This is a genomic window from Parapedobacter brassicae (assembly GCF_051400755.1).
Lineage (GTDB): Bacteria > Bacteroidota > Bacteroidia > Sphingobacteriales > Sphingobacteriaceae > Parapedobacter.
On the sequence record NZ_JBLFFL010000007.1, the window covers coordinates 192,679 to 214,479 of the forward strand.

General features: G+C 47.8%; 18 protein-coding genes and 1 tRNA gene. 17 read left to right on the forward strand and 2 right to left on the reverse strand.

The genetic code is table 11. From position 1 onward, the window contains the following. Nucleotides 1-131 precede the first annotated feature (131 nt). The 4 genes from ACMGDE_RS17365 to pth all read left to right on the forward strand — a co-directional run bounded on the left by ACMGDE_RS17365 (nt 132) and on the right by pth (nt 2,568). Nucleotides 132-202, forward strand: a tRNA-Gln gene (locus tag ACMGDE_RS17365). Between the two features lie 112 nt (nt 203-314). Further along, nucleotides 315-1,259, forward strand: coding sequence for a ribose-phosphate pyrophosphokinase (locus ACMGDE_RS17370; RefSeq protein ID WP_436834091.1), 945 nt, complete (start codon nt 315-317; stop codon nt 1,257-1,259). Between the two features lie 58 nt (nt 1,260-1,317). Further along, a complete protein-coding gene (locus ACMGDE_RS17375; protein ID WP_436834092.1) occupies nt 1,318-1,908 on the forward strand; it encodes a 50S ribosomal protein L25/general stress protein Ctc in 591 nt (196 codons plus the stop codon). Between the two features lie 93 nt (nt 1,909-2,001). Continuing rightward, on the forward strand, nt 2,002-2,568 hold the full coding sequence (pth, locus tag ACMGDE_RS17380; protein ID WP_436834093.1) for an aminoacyl-tRNA hydrolase: 567 nt from the start codon (nt 2,002-2,004) through the stop codon (nt 2,566-2,568). Nucleotides 2,569-2,588: 20 nt separating this feature from the next. Here pth and ACMGDE_RS17385 read toward each other — a convergent pair whose 3' ends face one another. Continuing rightward, nucleotides 2,589-4,241: a M56 family metallopeptidase gene (locus tag ACMGDE_RS17385; protein WP_436834094.1), complete on the reverse strand. Its 1,653-nt coding sequence runs from the start codon at nt 4,239-4,241 to the stop codon at nt 2,589-2,591. A gap of 2 nt (nt 4,242-4,243) precedes the next feature. Continuing rightward, nucleotides 4,244-4,609: a BlaI/MecI/CopY family transcriptional regulator gene (locus ACMGDE_RS17390; RefSeq protein ID WP_436834095.1), complete on the reverse strand. Its 366-nt coding sequence runs from the start codon at nt 4,607-4,609 to the stop codon at nt 4,244-4,246. Nucleotides 4,610-4,877: 268 nt separating this feature from the next. Between ACMGDE_RS17390 and ACMGDE_RS17395 the strand changes: the two genes are divergently transcribed. The 13 genes from ACMGDE_RS17395 (at nt 4,878) to cas1 (ending at nt 21,740) form a co-directional block, all read left to right on the forward strand. Beyond that, complete coding sequence (locus ACMGDE_RS17395; RefSeq protein WP_436834096.1) at nt 4,878-6,164, forward strand: citrate synthase; 1,287 nt, start codon at nt 4,878-4,880, stop codon at nt 6,162-6,164. 232 nt (nt 6,165-6,396) lie between these two features. Then, nucleotides 6,397-7,470 (forward strand): NADH-quinone oxidoreductase subunit NuoH, encoded by a 1,074-nt coding sequence (gene nuoH, locus ACMGDE_RS17400; RefSeq protein ID WP_436834097.1) that lies wholly within the window; start codon nt 6,397-6,399, stop codon nt 7,468-7,470. 39 nt (nt 7,471-7,509) lie between these two features. Continuing rightward, nucleotides 7,510-8,070 carry a 4Fe-4S binding protein gene (locus tag ACMGDE_RS17405; RefSeq protein ID WP_436834098.1) on the forward strand — a complete coding sequence of 187 codons (561 nt, stop codon included), beginning with the start codon at nt 7,510-7,512 and terminating at the stop codon, nt 8,068-8,070. A gap of 6 nt (nt 8,071-8,076) precedes the next feature. Next, nucleotides 8,077-8,619 (forward strand): NADH-quinone oxidoreductase subunit J family protein, encoded by a 543-nt coding sequence (locus ACMGDE_RS17410; protein ID WP_436834099.1) that lies wholly within the window; start codon nt 8,077-8,079, stop codon nt 8,617-8,619. Next, nucleotides 8,616-8,921, forward strand: coding sequence for an NADH-quinone oxidoreductase subunit NuoK (nuoK, locus tag ACMGDE_RS17415; RefSeq protein WP_436834100.1), 306 nt, complete (start codon nt 8,616-8,618; stop codon nt 8,919-8,921). The genes ACMGDE_RS17410 and nuoK overlap by 4 nt, the downstream gene beginning before the upstream one ends. 10 nt (nt 8,922-8,931) lie before the next feature. Beyond that, a complete protein-coding gene (nuoL, locus tag ACMGDE_RS17420; protein ID WP_436834101.1) occupies nt 8,932-10,941 on the forward strand; it encodes an NADH-quinone oxidoreductase subunit L in 2,010 nt (669 codons plus the stop codon). After that, nucleotides 10,938-12,539 carry a complex I subunit 4 family protein gene (locus ACMGDE_RS17425; RefSeq protein WP_436834102.1) on the forward strand — a complete coding sequence of 534 codons (1,602 nt, stop codon included), beginning with the start codon at nt 10,938-10,940 and terminating at the stop codon, nt 12,537-12,539. The genes nuoL and ACMGDE_RS17425 overlap by 4 nt, the downstream gene beginning before the upstream one ends. Before the next feature lie 3 nt (nt 12,540-12,542). Next, a complete protein-coding gene (locus ACMGDE_RS17430) occupies nt 12,543-14,036 on the forward strand; it encodes an NADH-quinone oxidoreductase subunit N (RefSeq protein ID WP_436834103.1) in 1,494 nt (497 codons plus the stop codon). Nucleotides 14,037-14,401: 365 nt separating this feature from the next. Next, the gene (gene cas9 / locus ACMGDE_RS17435; protein WP_436834104.1) at nt 14,402-19,255 is read left to right on the forward strand and encodes a type II CRISPR RNA-guided endonuclease Cas9; all 4,854 of its coding nucleotides are present in this window, start codon (nt 14,402-14,404) and stop codon (nt 19,253-19,255) included. Between the two features lies 1 nt (nt 19,256). Next, a complete protein-coding gene (locus ACMGDE_RS17440) occupies nt 19,257-19,646 on the forward strand; it encodes a PIN domain-containing protein (protein WP_436834105.1) in 390 nt (129 codons plus the stop codon). After that, nucleotides 19,643-20,116, forward strand: a complete 474-nt coding sequence (locus tag ACMGDE_RS17445) for an HIRAN domain-containing protein (protein WP_436834106.1) — start codon at nt 19,643-19,645, stop codon at nt 20,114-20,116. Before ACMGDE_RS17440 ends, ACMGDE_RS17445 begins: the two co-directional genes overlap by 4 nt. Nucleotides 20,117-20,146: 30 nt before the next feature. Next, nucleotides 20,147-21,118 (forward strand): virulence RhuM family protein/type II toxin-antitoxin system death-on-curing family toxin, encoded by a 972-nt coding sequence (locus ACMGDE_RS17450; protein WP_436834107.1) that lies wholly within the window; start codon nt 20,147-20,149, stop codon nt 21,116-21,118. 1 nt (nt 21,119) lies between these two features. After that, nucleotides 21,120-21,740: a type II CRISPR-associated endonuclease Cas1 gene (gene cas1 / locus ACMGDE_RS17455; RefSeq protein WP_436834108.1), complete on the forward strand. Its 621-nt coding sequence runs from the start codon at nt 21,120-21,122 to the stop codon at nt 21,738-21,740. Nucleotides 21,741-21,801: the final 61 nt, after the last annotated feature.

A 21,801-nucleotide genomic window follows, 5' to 3' on the forward strand; every position in this document is an offset into this window, starting at 1 on the left:
TATTTGGTTTTTTAACACATTAGGCATGCTATCAGTCCCTTGCAGCAAAAAATAAAATATTTTTGCAATTATTAGGCTATCCCCCTATATTTGCAGTCCCATTCGCAGGGGTGGCACAACAACATACGGATTGCCCGATAGTATAATGGTAGTACGACAGATTTTGGTTCTGTTTGTCTAGGTTCGAATCCTGGTCGGGCAACAAAAAAGAATTACGGATTGTCATTTGGCAATCCGTAATTTTTTAATGTAATTTAGCGTAAACATTACAATACCCCAATCCATTTGCTAACCCACAAAACAACGAGAAGACCATGCCTTTGCAATTCAACCCGGTAAAGCTTTTTTCCGGCTCCGGCTCGACGGAATTAGCCCAAAAAATCGCACAGTCTTACGGGAGAGACCTTGGCGAAATGACGATTTCGCGTTTCAGTGACGGGGAGATCCAGCCGTTCTACAACGAGTCTGTCCGCGGTTGCGACCTATTCCTCATTCAGTCCACCAATCAGCCCATGGACCACCTGTTTGAGCTCCTGCTGATGATTGATGCAGCCAAACGGGCCTCCGCACATTACATCACCGCCGTAGTGCCCTATTTCGGCTTTGCCCGGCAGGACCGCAAGGATAAGCCGCGGGTGGCCATCGCCGCCAAGATGATCGCCAACCTGATCACGGCCTCTGGCGCACACCGCATCATGACCATGGATCTCCACGCGGCACAGATCCAGGGTTTTTTCGATATTCCGGTTGACCACCTGGATGCATCGATCATTTTCGTGCCGCACATCAAATCGCTCAACCTGCCCAACCTGACCATCGCTTCCCCCGATATGGGCGGATCGTACCGCGCACGCGCATTTGCCAAGTTCTTCAATGCCGAAGTGGTCATTTGCGACAAGCAGCGCAAACGTGCCAACGAGATCGAGTCCATGTCCATCATCGGAGATGTCACCGGGCAGGACATCGTGCTCATCGACGATATCTGCGATACGGCGGGCACGCTATCTAAAGCGGCCTCGCTCATCATGGAAAACGGCGCCTCCAGTGTTCGGGCGGTCTGTACGCACCCCGTACTATCGGGAAAAGCCTATGAAACCATCGAAAATTCTGCGCTCACCGAATTAATCGTTACGGACACCATCCCACTGAAACACGCCAGCCCCAAAATCAAGGTGCTTTCCACGGCCGACTTGTTTGCAGAAGCCATCAAGAATGTCAATGAACACGGGTCAATCAGTAATTTATTTAAAGTGAATTAGGAAATTACGATTATTTGAAGTACTTTTGCGGCCTTAAATTTTACATAATTTATTACTCATGAAATCAATTGCTATTAGCGGTTCTTTGAGAAAGAACGTAGGGAAAAGAGATGCGAAAGAGCTACGCTATGCCGGCAAAGTACCGGCAGTGCTCTACGGTGGTCAAGAACAATACCACTTTGCCGTATCCGCAACTGATTTGAAGCCGGTCATCTATACGCCGGACGTTCAATTCATCGATCTGGATCTTGAAGGCCAGCAATACCGGGCCATCGTACAAGACGCCCAGTTTCACCCACTGACGGATCAGATCCGGCACATCGACTTCCTTCTGTTGGACGACAAAAAGGAAGTTTCGGTGAACATTCCGATCAAATTGACCGGTACATCCCCCGGCGTAAAGATGGGCGGCAAACTGGTACAGAAACTCCGCAACCTCCGCGTAAAAGCGCTTCCGAAAGATTTGCCTCAATACATCGAGGTGAGCATCGAAAGCCTGGAAGTGGGCAAGTCCGTAGGCGTAGCCGATGTGCAGCTGCAAAATGCAAAGGTGCTCAACAATGCTGATGACACCATCGTATCGGTGACCATGTCACGTGCGTTGCGTCAAGCCGAGCAAGAAGCGGCTAAGGCTGATAAGAAAAAATAACCTATACGGCAATAGCCGTGAGCAACATAAAAAGCATCAGCCCATTCAGCTGGTGCTTTTTCATTTCGGTATGCTAAAATCGTTATACACGTCATGGCAAAAAAACTGTTACTAGTAGGGCTTGGCAACATCGGCGCCGAATATGCAGATACCCGGCATAACATCGGCTTCATGGTAGCCGATGAGCTGGCTAAACAAGCCGGGGCAGCCTTTTCTACCCTGCGCTATGCTTACTATACCGAATATCGCCAGCGGGGCAACAGCATATACCTCATAAAGCCAACTACGTACATGAACCTGAGCGGCAAAGCCGTCCATTACTGGATGCATGAACTGAAGATCTCCTTAGAAGATGTGTTAGTGATCGTAGACGACCTGGCCTTACCCTTCGGCAAGATCCGGCTCCGGTCCAAAGGCAGCAGCGCAGGGCATAATGGCCTCAAAAGCATCGAGGCCCTATGCGGCGGACAAGCGTATCCCCGCCTGCGGTTTGGCATAGGCGACAATTTTCCGAAAGGCCGCCAGGTAGATTATGTGCTGAGCGGGTTCGATCCCGATGAACGGCCGGAATTGCCCGCCCTCATCGAACGTTCCGTACAGATGGTCAACAGCGTCATCCAGGCAGGCGTAGAATTGACGATGACGCAGTTCAACCGATAGGCGCGGACACGAGCAACCCCCTATTTCTTTTTCTTAGTTGTGATTTCGATCACCCCCTTCTTTCCCTTGTCGCCGTATTTTTCGATCGCCGGCTTCATTTTCCACACGTGTATCGCCTCGATGTTATTCGGGTCGAGGTGGCTGAGCGCCGCAGAATCACGCTCCTCACCGTCAATGACAATCAACGCGCCGTTGAAGTTACCTGACGGATCGGTCCGACCTAGCTTCACGATTACCGTATCGGACGTTCCTGTTGTCACGATATCTCCGCGCTCAATGACCCGCAACGTCACCGGTTTGTCGGATGTCCCGTATCCTATTATACGGATTGCGGAGTCCTGTTCCACAGGTGTGTCACTCCTCAACGTCACCGTCGGACGGTCTGTGGTATCACGTGACCGCAACGGCCTACCTTCGACGACCACTTCCTTCAGGTCATCTCTGGCTTTCGCCTTGGTCGTAATGATCACGACCCCATTTACACCGCGTTTGCCATAGAGCGCCGCCGCGGAAGCGTCCTTGAGGACGTTGATCGACTGAATTTCGTTTGGATCCAAATTGTTGATCTCGCCATCATACACCTCCCCGTCCACGATCGTTAACGGCAGTGCCGAAGACGATAGTGTATCCTTTGCCGAGCGCTTGATCACGATGCCAGTTCCCTCAAGGCGAACGTTGGCCGGCTTCGTCGTATCAGCCGACAGCCCCTCTTCTTTTACTGTGTCGGGGGTGATCCGTACCGCTTTCACCGTATCTGAAATATCCCCGAGGATAATGGTGTCCACACCCAAGGCGCTCCCCTTGTTTTCCTCTTGGTAGGCCCTGGTCACTGTCACCACCAGCACGAATGCTGCAATCACCGGCACGGCCAACAGGTACTTCCCCACGTGCAGGGAAGACGATCGTTTCTTATTCATCATCATGATTCTACGTTTTAGACTTTTCAGATTGAAATTATTCGCTAATGCCGGATTCTGGGAAGCTTGCCCAACTACTTTCAACAAGCTATACTGATAGGTCTTTTTGTCGATACCGCTTTGCAGTACCCGCCTGTCGGTGATGAATTCGAGGTTTTCATAGATCGCATGGCGGATCAGCCAGGCGCCGGGATTGAACCAGCAGCACACACTGCTCAGCTCAGCCAACAGTACGTCCACCGTGTGCAGCTCATTGACGTGGATCTGCTCGTGCTCAAAAATTTCGCCCAGCTCGTGTTCACCGTGATTATACACATTGAGGTAGATGTTCCGCCAAAAGGAAAAGGGCAGCACGTTGCCGAACACCTGCCGGTAATGAAACACCCGCCATGTCGCGGGCCGCGACCTCCGGTGGATATGCCAGAGGCTGCCCAGCCGCATGAGTAAACGCAATGCGCACCCGATCATCCCTGCCCAAATAGCAGCGATCACCAGAGGCCACCAATCGAACGTGTCAGCGGGCATCTGCTGCCAGTTCACCAATAAGTGAGCCATCTCCACCGGCATTTCCTGTCGCGCCGCAAACAGGCTATCCACATCGATCAATGGGTAGCACACTGAGAAAAACAAGGCAAACAACAAATAAAACCGATTGAGGTTATAAAAGGTCAGTTTGCGCAATAGCCAACGGTATCCCAGATAAAACAGGACAATGGAAAGATTGGCTTTTAGCAGGTATATGATGATCTCCGGCATGGCTATTCACTTTTATCTTCCTTAATCATCCGGATGATCTCGTCCAGCTCATCTGCACTGATCTTCTCCTCTTTGGCGAAAAAACTCACCAGTTCCTTGTATGAATTCTTGAAGTAATCACTCACAAATCCATTCATAAACAGCTTCTTATAATCTTCCTCCACCACATTTGGTTCATACCGGTAAGCATTAGCGTATTTCACCGCCTTGACATATCCTTTGCGCTGCAGATTTTTGATGGTCGAGGCCAAGGTGGTGTAAGGCATTTTCTCACCCGGCATGCTATCCAGCAATTCCTTGATAAATCCGCCCTTGTTTCGCCAGATCAACTGCATGGCCTCTTCTTCTTGAATCGTTAATTTTTCCATGGATTTACGTATTTAACGTAAAGGTACGAAAAAAACGTAGATATCCAAATTATTTTTTTTTGAGAATCATTTGCCGCCTTAACCAAGCTATGCAGGCGATTGCAGACAAAACCTAGGAGACGGCAGCGAAGCGAGCCGGATCCAGTTTTGGAGCAATCACCTCTATTTCCACCCACATAAATTTAACATTAAAATGGTATCAATAATGCTGCTAAACGCTTTTATATTTTGCCAATTTCATTACATTTGCAATTCATCCGATTAAATTATGTCAGATACAGCTTCAATATCATTAAACGGTAAGTCATATGAATTACCTGTTATTACAGGTACAGAAAACGAACAAGGCATTGATATATCCAAGCTCCGCGATGTGTCAGGAGCGATCACCGTTGACCCAGGATACAAGAATACCGGGGCAACCAAAAGCGCCATCACGTTTTTAGATGGCGAAAAAGGCATCTTGCGTTACCGGGGCTATCCCATTGAACAGCTGGCAGAACAATCAACCTTTTTGGAAGTTGCTTATTTACTCATATATGGCGAGCTACCGGCTGCCGATACCCTGTCGGATTTCAGGAAGAAAATCAGCCGCCATACGCTCATCCATGAAGACATGAAGAAGTTCTTTGATGGATTCCCGTCAAAGTCCCATCCCATGGGTCAGCTGTCGTGCTTGGTAGGGGCACTATCGGCCTTCTACCCCGAATCGCTCAACCCCAATCCCAGCGAAGAAGATGAAGACCTGACCATCATTAAGCTGTTGGCCAAAATGCCGACAATCGTCTCCTGGATATACAAGAAGTCGCTCGGCCACCCGGTTATCTATCCCCAAAACGACCTCAACTACGTGCACAACTTCCTGAGCATGACCTTTGGTCAGATCACCGAAGATATTACCATCGATAAGTCTGTGGTCAGCGCCATGCATAAATTATTGATCCTGCATGCCGACCATGAGCAGAACTGCTCCACGTCCACCGTACGTATCGTGGGTTCGTCCAATGCCAACCTTTACGCATCCATTTCCGCAGGCATTTCGGCACTTTGGGGACCGCTGCACGGCGGTGCCAACCAAGCGGTCATCGAGATGCTCGAAAACATCAAGAATGATGGTGGCGATAGCGCGAAGTGGCTCGCTAAGGCCAAGGACAAAAATGACTCGTTCCGCCTGATGGGTTTCGGACACCGCGTGTACAAAAATTTCGACCCGCGTGCCAAGATCATCAAGAAGGCCTGTGACGACGTACTCGATAAATTAGGGATTAATGATCCCGTATTGGACATTGCCAAAGAGTTGGAAGCTGCGGCGTTGAAAGACCAGTATTTTGTAGATCGTAAGCTTTATCCCAATGTAGACTTCTATTCGGGTATTATCTACCGGGCATTGGGTTTCCCGACGGATATGTTTACGGTATTGTTTGCCCTCGGCAGGTTGCCTGGCTGGATCGCTCAGTGGAAAGAAATGAGGTCCAATAAAGAGCCCATCGGTCGCCCACGGCAGGTGTACACGGGCAGCACCATCCGCGACTACGTGCCGCTTGACCAGCGCTAGCAATCTGTGCGGTTACCACATCTGCGATTTAAAGCAGTTGCGTGTCGTTCTTGCCGAATCGGTAACTAAGTCCGATTTCATGCGTTGTATTATTGATGCGGCGGTTCAAGGGCGCATTACCCGGATTGAACTGGTAGCTATAGCAATCCCTGAGGCAAATAATCTAGTAACTCACTATATATTATCCCATCAAATCCGTATGTTTGCACGATAGTTTATCGTGTAAAGCAACGTGATTTTTTACCTCACATATATTGGTATCGCCATTGCATTATTTGGGTTCATCGCCCTTTTTACGCTGTTCGCGGTGTATAGTGAGCGCAAGATAGCGGGCTTTGTCCAGGATCGCCTCGGCCCGATGGAAACCGGCAAGTATGGCAGCCTGCAAACCCTCGCTGATATCCTCAAACTTATCCAAAAGGAGCTGATCACCCCCTCGGCGGCAGACCGGGTATTGTTCCGTGCCGCGCCCGTCATCATCTTTGTGGCGGTATTCCTCGGTTTCATCGTGATGCCATGGGCGCCGGGTATCGCCCCGGTTGCGCTTCACCTGGGGCTATTTTATGTCATCGCGGTCATCTCCGTGGATGCCATCGGCCTGCTGATGGCCGGATGGGGCTCCAACAATAAATTTTCCCTGCTCGGCGCCATGCGGGCGGTGGCGCAGATCGTTTCCTATGAGATCCCGGCAGGCATTGCACTGATCGCTGCGATTATGGTGGCACAGTCGCTCGATATGCAGGAAATCGCACGCAATCAAGGTACCGAAACGGAAAATAGCCTGCTTTTCCTGGGCTTGTGGGATGTCAGCCGCATCGGCGGGATACTCGCTTGGAATGTCTTTCAGGCGCCACACCTGCTGCTCGCCTATGTCATTTTTTTCATCGCCTCCCTCGCGGAGTGCAACCGGGCACCGTTCGATATCCCGGAAGCGGAGTCGGAATTGGTGGGCGGCTTCCACACTGAATATGGCGGCCTGCGGTTTGCCTTTATTTTTCTCGCAGAGTATGCCATGATGTTTCTGGTAGCAATGGTCGGCACCGTGGTCTTCCTCGGTGGCTGGAATACACCCCTGCCCAATATCGGAGCAGTGAAGCTGGCAGACTGGACCACCGGAGTCGCTTGGGGGATTTTCTGGACGCTCTCCAAGACCCTGCTCATCGTGGGGATACAGATGTGGATCAGGTGGACATTGCCCCGCCTGCGCGCCGACCAGCTCATGTCGCTCTGCTGGAAGGTCCTCACGCCATTGGCATTCCTCTGCATGGCCATCTCGGGCATCTGGCGGGTATGGGTGATGACGTGATTTTAAATCGGAGGAAGGATTAAGGAACAAGGATAAAAAATGTTTAGAACAGCCTTACATGCATTCATTACCGCAGCGAAGGGGTTAGCCATTACCCTTGCGCACCTGATCGGTGCCCGTAGGTCGCGTCATGTGCTGGATGTGCGTAAGGCGGAATATTTTGACAAGCAGGAAGGGGTTACCACGGTGCAGTTCCCCAAGCAGAAAATGCCGATCCCCGAAGTAGCGCGCTATCAGCTGGATGTCGAAATTGACGACTGCATCGTCTGTGACCTGTGTGCGAAGGCGTGTCCCGTGGATTGCATCACCATTGAATCGGTCAAAGCTACTGGGGTCATCGGTAAAACCTCCGATGGCAGCGTGAAGCGTCTATATGCCGCGCAATTCGATATCGACATGGCCAAATGCATGTATTGTGGCTTGTGCACCGTCGTATGCCCTACAGAATGCATTACCATGACTGATCAATACGACCGCAGCATGACGAACCTGGCGGAACTGACGTATGCCTTTGCCGAGATGACACCCGAGGAGGCAGCGGAAAAACGACGGGAGTGGACACAATTCCAAGCCGAAAAGGAGGCGGCGAAGCGAAAATAACCAGACATGGAGGCACTCGTGTTTTACGGCATTGCAGCGGTGGCGGTTAGTTCAGCCGTCTTATTGGTCAGCATGCGCAACATCGCCAGGGCGCTGTTCCTATTTTTCATTGTCCTTTTTTCCATGGCCGGACTGTATGTGTTCGCGCTGGCCGATTTTGTGGCCATCACCCAGATCCTGATCTATGTGGGGGGCGTACTGATCCTCCTGCTGTTTGCATTCATGCTGTCTAACAAAGAATTGCTCCAGCAGCTCCAAGATAGCACAGCGCACTTCTTCGCCCTGCCCGTTTGGCAAGCGTTACTCATCGCCGTTTCCTTTCTTGCCATACTGATATATGCTGCTACGCAAATCGGCGCGGCGGAGCCCGCTTGGATCGCGGATTCCAAGACGGCGGGTACGGCTATTCAGCCGACAGACAATACGATTCAGCATATCGGCGTGCAGCTCATGACCCAATACCTCCTGCCATTTGAGGTAGCTTCCGTGCTGCTGATGATGGCGTTGATCGGCGCCGCCCACCTGACGCGGAAGGAGGGCAACCGGTGATTACGCTCAGCCATTTTCTGATCGTCGGCGCCTGCTTGTTTTCGATCGGCCTGTATGCTGTATTGGCCCGCCGCAATGCCATCTTGGTGCTGGTGGGGATTGAGTTGATGATCAATGCCGCGATATTGAATCTGGTCGCCTTCGGCCGCTATGACCGGTCGCTCTATGGCGGACAGGTATTTGCGTTGTTTGCCATTGTGCTGGCAGCCGCCGCGGTGGCTGTCGCCTTAGCCATCATCCTCAATGTCTACAAATTTTACCGATCGGTCAATCCCGAAGACATCAAAAACTTAAAAGACTAAAAAAACGACGTTGCCTGCATCCACGCTGACATATCCGCTCCTGGCTGCCCTATCGGCGGTGTTGTTGCCGTTCGTTGGCTTCTTGCTATCCATCCTCTTCGGCAAGCGGGCCAGCCATGGTTCCTTTGCAATCGCCGCCATCGGACTGAGCTTACTGGCCGCCGCCTATACCTGCACGCAGGTATGGGGACAAGCACCCATCCATATGCAGTGGCATTGGTTTTCGGTCGGTCGGCAAACATTTCATGTGGGGTTGTTGCTCGACAGCATGGGCGCCTTGATGCTGGTAGTGGTCTGCCTCGTCGCACTGCTGGTGCACGTTTACTCGGTCGCCTACATGAAGGGCGATCCCGGTACCCACCGCTATTGGGGCTACCTGGGCCTCTTTTGTTTTGCCATGCTCGGATTGGTGGTGGCCGACAATCTGCTGCTCCTGTACATCTGCTGGGAACTTGTCGGATTTGCTTCCTACCTCCTGATCGGCTTCTGGTATACCAAGGACGCGGCCGTACAGGCCAACAAAAAGGCATTCATCGTCAACCGCATCGGCGACGTGGGATTCCTCCTGGGCATTGCCATCCTATATGGCTATTGCGGCACATTGGATATCCAAACGCTTTTCGGACCGCAGGGAATGTTCGAGACCCCCGGTGCGGTCTCTGCCGGTTGGCTGACGATCACCGGACTCGCCTTTTTTCTCGGTGCGGTGGCGAAATCGGCTCAGTTCCCCTTGCACGTCTGGCTGCCGGATGCGATGGAAGGCCCTACGTCGGTATCCTCCCTCATCCATGCGGCCACGATGGTGGCGGCCGGGGTATTCCTGCTGGCCCGCATTTTTCCGATATTTGATGAAACCACCCTGCTCGTGATCGCTACCACAGGTGCTGTCACGGCCTTCATCGCTGCCTATTTCGCGCTCACGCAATACGATATCAAAAAAATTCTGGCTTTTTCCACCATCTCCCAGTTGGGGTTCATGATGGTGGGCGTCGGCATCGGCATGTATCATGTCGCGTTGTTTCACCTGGTCACGCATGCCTTCTTCAAATGCCTGCTCTTTCTTTGCGCGGGGGCCATCATCCACCAGTTGCAGCATATTAATGAACAACACCGGCTGGACATCGACCCGCAAGACATCCGCAACATGGGTGGATTACGCAAGCAAATGCCGGTCACGTTTATGACCATGCTTATCGCCTCGCTGGCCTTAGCCGGATTCCCGCTCACGGCCGGTTACCTCTCCAAAGATGCGCTGCTGGTACATTCCTTCGAGTGGGCCGCCTTGCAGCAGGGCCCGGCCAAGACGATCCCCTATGTGCTGGCAGTGGTCAGCATATTGACCAGCTTTTACATTTTCCGCCTCCTGGCCAGCGTATTTTTCGCGCGGCGGACCCGTTTACGCGCCGATCTCCGCGTGCATGAGGCCTCGCGTTGGATGCTGATACCGATGGTTTTGCTAGCCATTTGTTCGCTCTTTCCGCTGTTTACCTTCCACCCGTTGAATGACGGACAGGTATGGCTATTGCAGGAGATCGTACCCGAAATGCCTACATTACCGCCCCTGCGGCTGTTGCACCTGTTCATACCCGCCTTGGCTACGGTGGCCACGGTGGCGATGGCTGCCCTCGCGTGGCATTGGTATGTCCGGAGGAAATATCCGCTAAAGACATCGGGCGTGTGGTATAGGTTATCTGAGCACCAAGGATACCTGAATGCCTGTTATGACGTTCTCATCGTGCGCCCGGTTCTCGGATTATCGCGCGCGTTGCTATGGCTAGACCAGCAATTGGTCGATGGGGCCGTCAACGGCTTGGCCTCGGCCGGGCGCCGGATATCGGCCCTGGCCGCCTGGATAGACCAGCGTTTGGTGGATGGCATCGTCCGTCTGGTGGGTAAGCTCGCCTGGGGGCTTGGCAACGTGATGAGGCGCTCGCAGACCGGGCGCATACAACATTATCTCGCCTTGTTGTTTTTTGTTGTGCTGGTGAGTTTGCTTTACTTTATTTTTGCGCAAGGATGAACCTATTGACCATACTGATTTTCCTGCCGCTGGCTGCCGCCGCGCTGATGTTTCTGGTGCCGTCTGCCAAAAAGGCCAGCTATAAATACCTGGCGCTCGTCACCGGCATATTGCAACTGGTGTTAAGCGGTGCCCTGTATTACCTTTTCCGTCCGGAAGAAGCAGGCATCACGGACGAAAAACAGTACCAGTTTGCGCACCACCTATCTTGGATACGGTTGGATATGGGCAGTCTCGGCCGGTTGGAGATCGATTATTTCGTCGGCGTGGATGGCCTTTCCATCCCCTTTCTTTTCCTGACGGCGCTCGTGATGCTCGTCGCCATCGCCGCTTCGTGGAATATCCAGAAAAGCGCAAAAGGCTATTTCATCCTGCTGATGATCCTCGATATGGCCGTGATGGGTGTCTTCTCCGCGCTGGATTTCTTCCTGTTTTACATCTTCTATGAACTGATGCTGCTACCCCTTTATTTCCTCATCGGTATCTGGGGCGGGGCACGGCGCGAATATGCCGCCATCAAATTCTTCCTATATACGTTATTCGGCTCCGTATTCATGCTGTTGGTCATCGTGGGACTGTATTTCTCGGTCGTCAATCCCGAAACCGGCGCACATACGTTCAATATGCTGCACATGATGGATGCAGCTAATTATATCCCGGGCTCCGTATTTTCGGCCCTGGCCCAGCAGGACCTGTTCGGCATCCCTGCCCGGATGCTGGGCTTCATCGTCCTGTTTATCGCGTTTGCCATCAAGGTGCCCATCGTGCCGTTGCATACCTGGCTGCCCGATGCACACGTCGAGGCCCCTACCCCCATCTCCATCATCCTCGCCGGCATCCTGCTCAAAATAGGCGGTTATGGTATCCTGCGCGTCTGCTTCGGCATTTTTCCCGATGCTGCGCAGCAAGCATCGTGGTGGCTCGGGCTGATCGGCGTGGTGTCCATCATCTATGGAGCCCTGGTCGCCCTGGCCCAGCGCGATCTGAAACGCATGATTGCCTACTCTTCGGTATCCCATATGGGCTTCGTGCTGCTGGGGGTGGCCTCTCTGACGGTGGAAGGCATCGCCGGGGCAGTATTCCAGATGATCAGCCACGGCTTCCTGTCAGCCGCCCTGTTTTTCCTTGTCGGCATGTTATACGACCGCGTGCACGACCGCGATATCTACCACTTCAGGGGATTGGCGAATGTGATGCCCCGGTTTACGGTGTTTGTAGCGATCGTTTTCTTCGCATCGCTGGGGCTGCCCGGATTTTCGGCCTTCATTGGCGAGGCCTTCGTGATCATCGGCGCCTTCAATGCGCCCGCCGTACACGGTCTGCTGCCGCGGTGGATGGCCATTGCCGGTTCCATCGGTATCCTGCTGAGCGCGGCCTATTTTCTGTGGACACTGCAACGAATGTTTTTCGGGCAAACCCGGCTCAAAGGGGGCGACAGTTGGACAGCAGCCCTCACCGATGCCTCACCGCGCGAAACGCTGGTGATGGTACCCCTGATGGCGCTGGCATTGGCCCTCGGTATCTATCCGGCCCTGGCATTTGATAATATCAACGCGGCTGTACTCGCGCTCGTGGAATTGGTAACGGGGAAATCATAAACCATGACTGAGCTACTACCCGATATAAGCAATAAACTCGATCACATCCGCACTGGGCTACCCCTGCTCATGCCCGAATTGGTGTTGGCCGCGACCTTCATTGCCAGTATAGGCACCGGCTTGTTTATCGACCGTCATTGGCGGCAGGGCACCTTTATCATTACCGCGGCAGGCATTGCACTCGCAGGGGTGTACAGCGCGCTCCAATTGGCGCTGCCCGTGGCCGATGGCCTCCTGTTCGGGATGCTGGATGTGGATACCTTCGGCCGGTACATCCGGATCCTCACGGCAGCCGTTTGCCTCCTATTTGTGCTGTTTGTACAAGCAAACCCCGGTTTCAGCACCCACCGCAAGAAAACGGCCGACCTATACAGCATCCTGCTGGCCATACACATCGGACTCAACCTCATGGCCATGGCCAGCAGCTGGCTGATGGTCTTCATGGCCATTGAAATGGTATCCATCGGCTCCTACCTCCTGGTCGGATACCTCGCCGGCGAAGCGCGGCAAACCGAAGCCGCCATGAAATACGTGCTGTTCGGCTCCGTCTGTTCGGCCGTCATGCTATACGGGCTGTCCTTCATGTATGGCTTTACCGGCGACCTTGATTTTACATCCGCAGCACACATCCAGGGGCTGGCCGATACCGCCCCGCTGCTATCCGCCACCGCCCTGCTGCTCGTCTTCACGGGCATCGGCTTCAAGCTGTCGTTCGTACCCTTCCATTTCTGGACGCCCGACGTATACCAGGGTGCCCCTACACCCGTGACAGCGTTCCTCTCCACCGCGCCCAAAATCGCAGGCATCGCACTGCTGGCACGCATCCTGCACGCTTGGCCCACGGACAGCGTTGCCTACCAACACCTGCACCTGATGGTGCTGGTGTCGGCCATCGCCACCATGCTGCTCGGCAACCTGGCCGCACTGCGCCAGACCAACGTCAAGCGCATGATGGCCTATTCCTCCATTGGGCATACCGGCTTCCTCCTGATGGCCGTACTGGCCTATTCGATGGGTGACTATACCATACTGCTGTTTTATCTTGCCGTCTACGCGCTCATGAACATGGGCGTATTCATGCTGGCCGATTACATCGAAACGCGCACCGGGGCCACCGACGTCGAGGAGTACCGCGGATTGGGCAAAGCGCTGCCTACCGCCTTGGTCTGTCTCGTCGTCCTTCTCATATCCCTGACGGGACTCCCCCCCACCGCCGGTTTCGTCGCCAAATTACTCGTGTTCAGTGCAGTGGTCAGCAATTGGCAATCCACCGGCAATCCCGGCATGATGGTGCTGCTCATCGTGGGCGCCCTCACCACCGTCATTTCGTTGTTTTATTACTTCAAGGTGCCGCTGAATGCATTTCTTCGGAAATCGGACCGGGATGAGAGCAGCCCTGCCCCCCGGCAACCAACGATCTTCTGGTTGGCCGTGTTGATTACCTTAACCGTATTGCTGCTGGGGGTATTTCCTGGATGGTTGGTGGAGGTGTTTTGAAGGTAACTCAATAACGCCAGTATATAAAGACGGTTAGCGGAAAAATCAAAAAACATTTTGAAAGTACCGCATTGATTTTTTATGTTTGGTAAAACTAAATCGTACAGAGTCAATTACATAAACCGGGTAAACCATGAAAAACATAACCAGCATCCTATACCAACACCTACTTTCTTATTCCTTACCCACAAAAAAAGCCCCCTGATTATGGACAAGGGGCGATCCAAATGTTTTCACAACGGAATAATCCTTATTGTGATTTGCTTTCAATAGCAAAGATATGATATGTTTTGACTGATGCAATACGGGAAACCGTAAAGGATTATTTTTCTTTCAAATTACTTTTAAACCTCAAAAGAATTGACATGACAAAAACAATACTTGGATTAGATCTTGGGACTAACTCTATCGGTTGGGCATTAGTTCAACGCGACTTTGAAAATAAACAAGGAGAAATTCTCGGCATGGGAAGCCGTATTATTCCAATGGATCAAGGGACATTGGGCGATTTTGGAAAAGGGGTTAGTGTTTCTCAGACTGCGGACAGAACGCGGCTTAGAAGCATAAGACGTTTAAGAGAGAGATATCTGTTAAGACGACAAAGGCTCCATAGGGTTTTGAATGTTTTGGGGTTTTTGCCAAAGCATTATGCCGGACAAATAGATTTTGAAAATCGCTTGGGTCAATTTCTGGAAGAGAAAGAACCTAAACTCGCCTACCGACCCGTTTGGAATGGCAATAAAGAAAAGACGGAGTTTGAATTTGTCTTCAAAAAATCGTTTGAAGAAATGCTGAAAGACTTCAAATTGCATCAGCCACAACTTTTTCTGAACAGGAAAGGAGGGTCCGCTTTAATACCTTATGACTGGACTATTTATTTTCTTCGCAAAAAGGCTCTCGTACGGAAATTAACAAAGGAGGAATTGAGCTGGATTATCTTGAACTTCAATCAAAAACGGGGTTATTATCAATTACGTGGAGAAGAAGAAGAAAGTTTAAAATCTGTCAACGAATACGTGGTCAACTTAAAAGTTGTTCAGATTGAGAAGGGAGAAGTCGACAGGAAAAATGATAAGAGACATTGGTATAATGTTGTTCTTGAAAATGGCTGGATTTACACCGCGACTTTTACGGCTGAGCCGCAGTGGCTTGGCGTTGAAAGGGAATTTCTGGTTACAGAAGAATTGGATGACGAGGGGAACATTAAAATTGTGAAAGATAGAAGGACCGATACAGGTGGCAAAGAAAAAAGAAAAATTACGCCGCTTCCAAGTTTTGAAGAAATAGATTTAATGACAAAAGCGGAGCAAGATAAAATCTATAAAAAAATAAAAGCCAAAACCGAAATAACGATTAGCAATAGTGGCAAAACGGTAGGAGCTTATATTTACGACACGTTATTGCAAAATCCCAAACAAAAAATAAAGGGAAAGCTTGTCCGTACGATCGAGCGGAAATTTTATAAAGAAGAGCTGATCGCTATTTTAAAAAAACAAATGGAGTTGCAGCCGGAATTTTTTTCTGATGATTTATATAACGACTGCGTAAGGGAATTATACAGAACAAATGAAGATTACCGCGATTCTTTAGGCAAAAGAGATTTTATTCACCTGTTTGTAAATGATATTATCTTTTATCAACGTCCTTTGCGAAGCCAAAAATCTTCTATCGGCAACTGTCCACTCGAATTTAGGACTTACAAAATCAAAAAGAAAGACGAGAGGGGAAATTCGGTTAAAGACGAAAATGGAAATGATATCTATGAATTAGATGAAACCGGAAAACCTAAAATCAAAAACGAATATTTGAAAGCTATTCCAAAATCAAATCCTTTGTATCAGGAGTTTCGGGTTTGGCAATGGTTGTATAACCTTAAAATACTCAGAAAGGAAGACGACGGAGACGTTACCAATGAATTTATCCAATCGATCAAAGACTATGAAAAGCTATTTGCTTTTTTAATGGGGCAAAAGGAAGTGAATCATAGGGATATTTTAAATCATTTTATTGCTCCGATTTTGCAGGAAAAATTTCAAGGGGCTAAAGCAACTGCTTTAAAAAAAGAAATAGAAAAGGAAATTGCTAAATACCGCTGGAATTATGTTTTTGACGACACAAAAGAAAAGGAAGATGAAAAATCGAAAAAATATCCGATGAATGAAACGGGGTACCTTATCCGCAAGCGATTGGAAAAAGTCGAAGGTATCTCTGAAAATTTTCTGTCTTCCGAAATCGAGTATAAGCTTTGGCATGTCATTTACTCAGTTACGGACAAAATTGAGTACGAAAAAGCGTTAAGGACGTTTGCTCAAAAAAACGATTTGGACGAAACATCATTTATAGACAATTTCAAAAGTTTTCCGCCATTTAAAAGTGACTATGGTTCTTTTTCTGAAAAAGCAATAAAGAAACTATTGCCTTTGATGAGAAACGGGAAGTATTGGAAATGGGAGGACATTGATACAAAGACACAAGACCGGATTGGCAAATTGCTTACAGGTGAATTTGACGAAACCATTAAAATTAGAGTACGGGAAAAAGCAGAAAAACTGCAATTACAGACCGAAATGGATTTCCGTGGGCTGCCGCTTTGGTTGACTCAATATGTGGTGTATGATCGCCATTCCGAAGCTGAAATCACGGGCAAATGGGATTCAGTAAACGATTTGGAGAAGTATCTGGAGGACTTCAAGCAGCATTCGCTTCGTAATCCAATTGTGGAACAAGTTGTTACTGAAACTTTGCGGGTGGTAAAGGATATCTGGAAGAAATACGGTAATGGAGAAAAGGACTTCCTAAGTGAAATCCATATCGAATTGGGGCGGGAAATGAAAAATACCGTAGAGGAAAGAAAGCGTCTGGCAAACCTTGTGTCTGACAACGAGTCTGCTAATCTTAGGATTAAGGAATTATTGATAGAACTGAAAGAAAATTCAGACGGCAAACTTCACGTGGAGGATGTTCGTCCATATTCTCCCATGCAGCAAGAAGCATTAAAGATTTTTGAAGATGGGGCTTTAAGTACCGACGATGTGCCGGAAGATATTCTGAAAATCAGTAAAACGGCACAACCTTCTAAGTCGGAGCTGCAACGTTATAAACTTTGGTTACAGCAAAATTATCGCTCGCCTTATACTGGAAATCCCATTCCGTTGAGCAAATTGTTTACACAAGAATACGAAGTGGAACACGTTATTCCTCAAGCAAGATTTTTTGACGATAGTTTTAGTAATAAAATTATCTGCGAATCGGCTATCAACAAATTGAAGGATAAACAACTTGGATTACAGTTTATTAAAAGCCATGGTGGCGAAATCGTGCAGGACGGCAGCAAGCAGTTTAAAATTTTTACAGAGACAGAATACAGGGATTTTGTCAAAAATAATTACGCTAAAAATCCAAGTAAACGCAAGAAATTGCTGATGGAAGAAATTCCTGACAAGATGATTGAAAGGCAATTGAATGATACCCGATATATCAGTAAGTTCATTGTAAATGTATTGTCCAATATTGTCCGTGCGGACGACGGGAAAGACGAAGAGTACAATTCTAAAAACGTGCTGCCTGGCAATGGAAAGATAACGTCAGCACTAAGACAAGATTGGGGATTGAATGACGTGTGGAATGAACTTATTTTGCCACGCTTCGAACGGATGAATTTATTGACAAACAGTACTGTATTTACAGCTTGGAACGACAATCACCAAAAGTATCTGCCAACTGTTCCTTTAGAATATGCTAAGGGATTTTCTAAGAAGCGTATTGACCACAGGCATCATGCTTTAGATGCTTTGGTAATAGCTTGCGCAACGCGAGAGCATATTCAGTACCTCAATAATGAAAATGCTAAATCACAAAAACACCATTTACAGATAGGACTGGCAAAGAAACTTCGAAAGATGGAAACCATGGAAGTAAAAAGATGGAAGCAGGACGTAAATGGTGTTTGGAAAAAATCTGACGAAACCGTAAGGAAAGAAGTTCCGAAAGACTACATCAAGCCTTGGGGGACATTTACTATTGATGCCAAAAATGCTTTGGAAAAAATAATAGCCAGTTTCAAACAAAATCTCCGTGTCATTAATAAGACCGTGAACAAGTACGAGAAATATGTAGAGAAAAACGGGAAATTGGTAAAAGAGCTGGTGCCGCAAACCAAAGGAGATAGTTGGGCAATAAGAAAACCGATGCATAAGGACACTATTCTCGGAATGGTGAAATTAAGAAGGAAAAAAATGGTTTCGTTAAGTGTTGCACTAGATAATTACAATGAGATTGTAGATAAAAATTTACGGAAACAAATACGCTCCTTAATTGCCGTTAAATATGACAAAAAACTATTATCCAAATTTTTCAAGGATCATAACAACAAGTGGAATGACAAGGATATTTCAAGAGTTGAAGTGTATTATTGGGATAATGACAATGTCGCTTCCCGAGTTACTCTTAACACCTCTTTCAGTGAAAAAAGGATTATAGATACCATAACCGATACCGCTGTTCAAACGATTTTGTTGGCTCATTTAGATAAATACAAAGGTGTTCTGGACGAAAAGCGAAAAGAGATAGCTCCGGAAACGTTAGCGCTTACACCAGAGGGAATAGATGAGATGAACAAAAATATCATTCAACTGAATAACGGGAAATTTCACCAACCTGTTTATAAAGTAAGGACATACGAACCAAAAGGGAATAAATTTAATGTAGGTAATGAGGGAAACAAATCGTCAAAGTATGTAGAAGCGGCTAAGGGGACAAATCTGTTTTTTGCCGTTTATCAAGATGGTGTAGGAAAAAGAAATTTTGAGACCATTCCATTGAATGTCGTGATAGAGCGGCAAAAGCAAGGTTTAGGGCCGGCCCCTGAAACTAATGAAAAAGGTAATATGCTGCTGTTTTATTTGTCTCCCAATGATTTCGTTTATATACCGACGAAGGAAGAATGCGACGATAACCAAGGACTTGATGCCGCTCATTTGGACAATAAAAAATCTGGGGATATTTATAAAGTTGTGAGTTTTACTGGAAGCAGATTGTCGGTAATTCCACCGAACGTGTCTACAGTAATCGTCAATAAATTAGAATATACACAGCTTAATAAAATAGAGTTAACAACTGAAAAAGAAACTTGTGTTAAACTGCGGGTCGACAGATTGGGGAATATTATTGCCTTTAGTTCTGACAACGTACGACAGATTTTTAATAACAAATATGTATAGAATGTATGCTCTTGATACAAATATTTTAGTGTATGCTTATGATAAATCTGAAAATCTTTCAGAACAAGCGATTAATTTGATCAATCCAAACGCATGCGTATCCAATTTTGTTTTTCAAGAGTTCATATTCCAATTGACAAAACGTAAGGTCCCTAAAGTTCATTTAATGAAAGTAGCAATAGATTTGTTGGATATTCTGTGGTTAACAAGGGTGGATAAGGATATTTACAGGCATGCTTATTTTTTGATTAGAAGATGTGATTTCTCTTTGGAGGATGCAATTGTTGTTGCCGATGCTGTACTTAACAATTGTAATGTTTTATATTCAAGGGATATGCAGAACGGCCAAATGATAGATAAGAAATTGAGAATTATTAATCCTTTTAGATGAAACGCACAGCTTTCCTAAAATCCCTCGGTCTTGGAGCAGGTGGATTGGTTCTTTCATCCCATTCATTTTTGCAGACCAAGCCTGTCAAAATCTATGATAATTATGTCCGAGGGCTAATGCATTACGACTTTAGAGAAGTCGAGGACATCATTAAAGAAGGCGACGAGGTACAACTCCTTCGCGAGCCAACGAATCCCTATGATAGTTTTGCCATACAGGTCAATATTGGCGAATGGCGGGTGGGGTACATCTCCGCCTATGAGACCATTGTTATCGCCAATATGCTTGATACAGGCGTTTATCTTACAGCAAAGGTTAGTCAGAAGGATTTAAAACGGAGTTTGACCGAATGTCTGGCCATAGAAATTTTTGCCGAATTGGTCATTCCCAGCCCGAAATTTATCGATCGCATGCTTGCGGATAACCGTGCGGATGATGCGCCGGATATTTATCGATTGGGAGAGGTGTAGTTTGAAGGATGTTAAACAAAATGATTCAATATGAATGAGGTAATAATATATCAAACAAAAGACAACACCACTCAAATTGATGTTAGATTTGAGCAGGAAACGGTTTGGTTAACTCAGCAACAAATGGCTTTGTTATTTAATCAAACCAAACAAAATATTAGCTTACATATAAATAATTGCTTCAATGAAGGTGAATTAACGCCTTCCTCAACAGTCAAGGAATCCTTGACAATTCAAAAAGAAGGCATCAGGAATGTTAAACGGAAAGTTCTATACTATAACCTTGATGTAATCATCTCTGTTGGCTACCGGGTTAAATCGAAACAAGGCACCCAATTCCGCCAATGGGCCACCCAGCGCTTAAAAGATTTTTTGGTAAAAGGTTATGCTGTAAACCAAAAGCGTTTGGACGAATTGCAGCAAACCGTTCAGCTCATCCAAAACGCTATTACGGATGATACCAATTTAAAAGAGGCCAAAGGATTGCTCGAAATCATCAGCCAATACACCCAAAGTTTTATATTGCTTAACCAATACGACAGTAATTCCATCGAGCCGCAAAAATTAAATGAGCATATCACCTATGAAATCAGTTACGAGGAAGCTAAATCGGCCATCGTAGAACTCAAAAAACAGTTAATCGATAAAAAAGAAGCAACAAAGCTGTTTGGCAATGAAAAAGACAACAGTTTCGAAGGAACACTGCAAAGTGTGGTGCAGACTTTTGGTGGCCAATACCTATACCCTAGTATAGAAGAACAGGCGGCACATTTGCTCTATTTTATCATCAAGAACCATCCCTTTTCTGATGGAAATAAACGAATTGGAGCATTTGTGTTCGTTTGGTTTCTGGAGAAAAACAGGCATCGCTTTAAGCGGAACGGTGAAGTGAAAATCAATGACAATGCGCTCGTGGCGCTGGCACTGTTGACGGCACAAAGTGATCCTGCGGAAAAAGAGTTGATGATAGTGCTCATTACGCAACTCATAAACAGCCGGTAATATGATCAAACGCACCTTAATATTCTCCAACCCTGCATATTTGAGCCACTCCAATAAGCAGCTGGTGATATCCTTTCCAGACAAGGAAAAGGAAGACCGGACGATGCCGATAGAGGATATCGGCGTGGTCGTATTGGAAAACCAACAAATTACCATTTCGCATGGATGTATTGCCACGCTGGTACAAAATAATGTCGCATTGATCTCTTGTGATGCTAACCACATGCCTACCGGGTTGATTCTACCATTGGACGGCGGGAATACGCAAGCAGAACGGTTTCGGTACCAAATCGAGGCATCAGTTCCATTGAAAAAACAATTGTGGCAGCAGACGATACAGCAGAAAATCTACAATCAGGCACGTGTACTGGAAAAGATTGGAATAACCCCGGACAACATGTACCGTTGGTCCAAATCCGTCAAATCCGGCGATCCGGACAATTACGAAGGAAGGGCCGCTGCTTACTATTGGCAGAATATATTCAGTGCATATATGAACTTCAACAGACACCGGGGTGGTGAACCGCCGAATAATCTATTGAACTATGGATATGCTATTCTGCGGGCGATTATTGCACGTAGTCTGGTGTCTTCCGGATTGTTGAGGGAGAGTGTAACTTAAACTGTGTCACTGGATAACCGGATAAAAAATAATAAATTCGAATATCCAAGTGACATGTTAA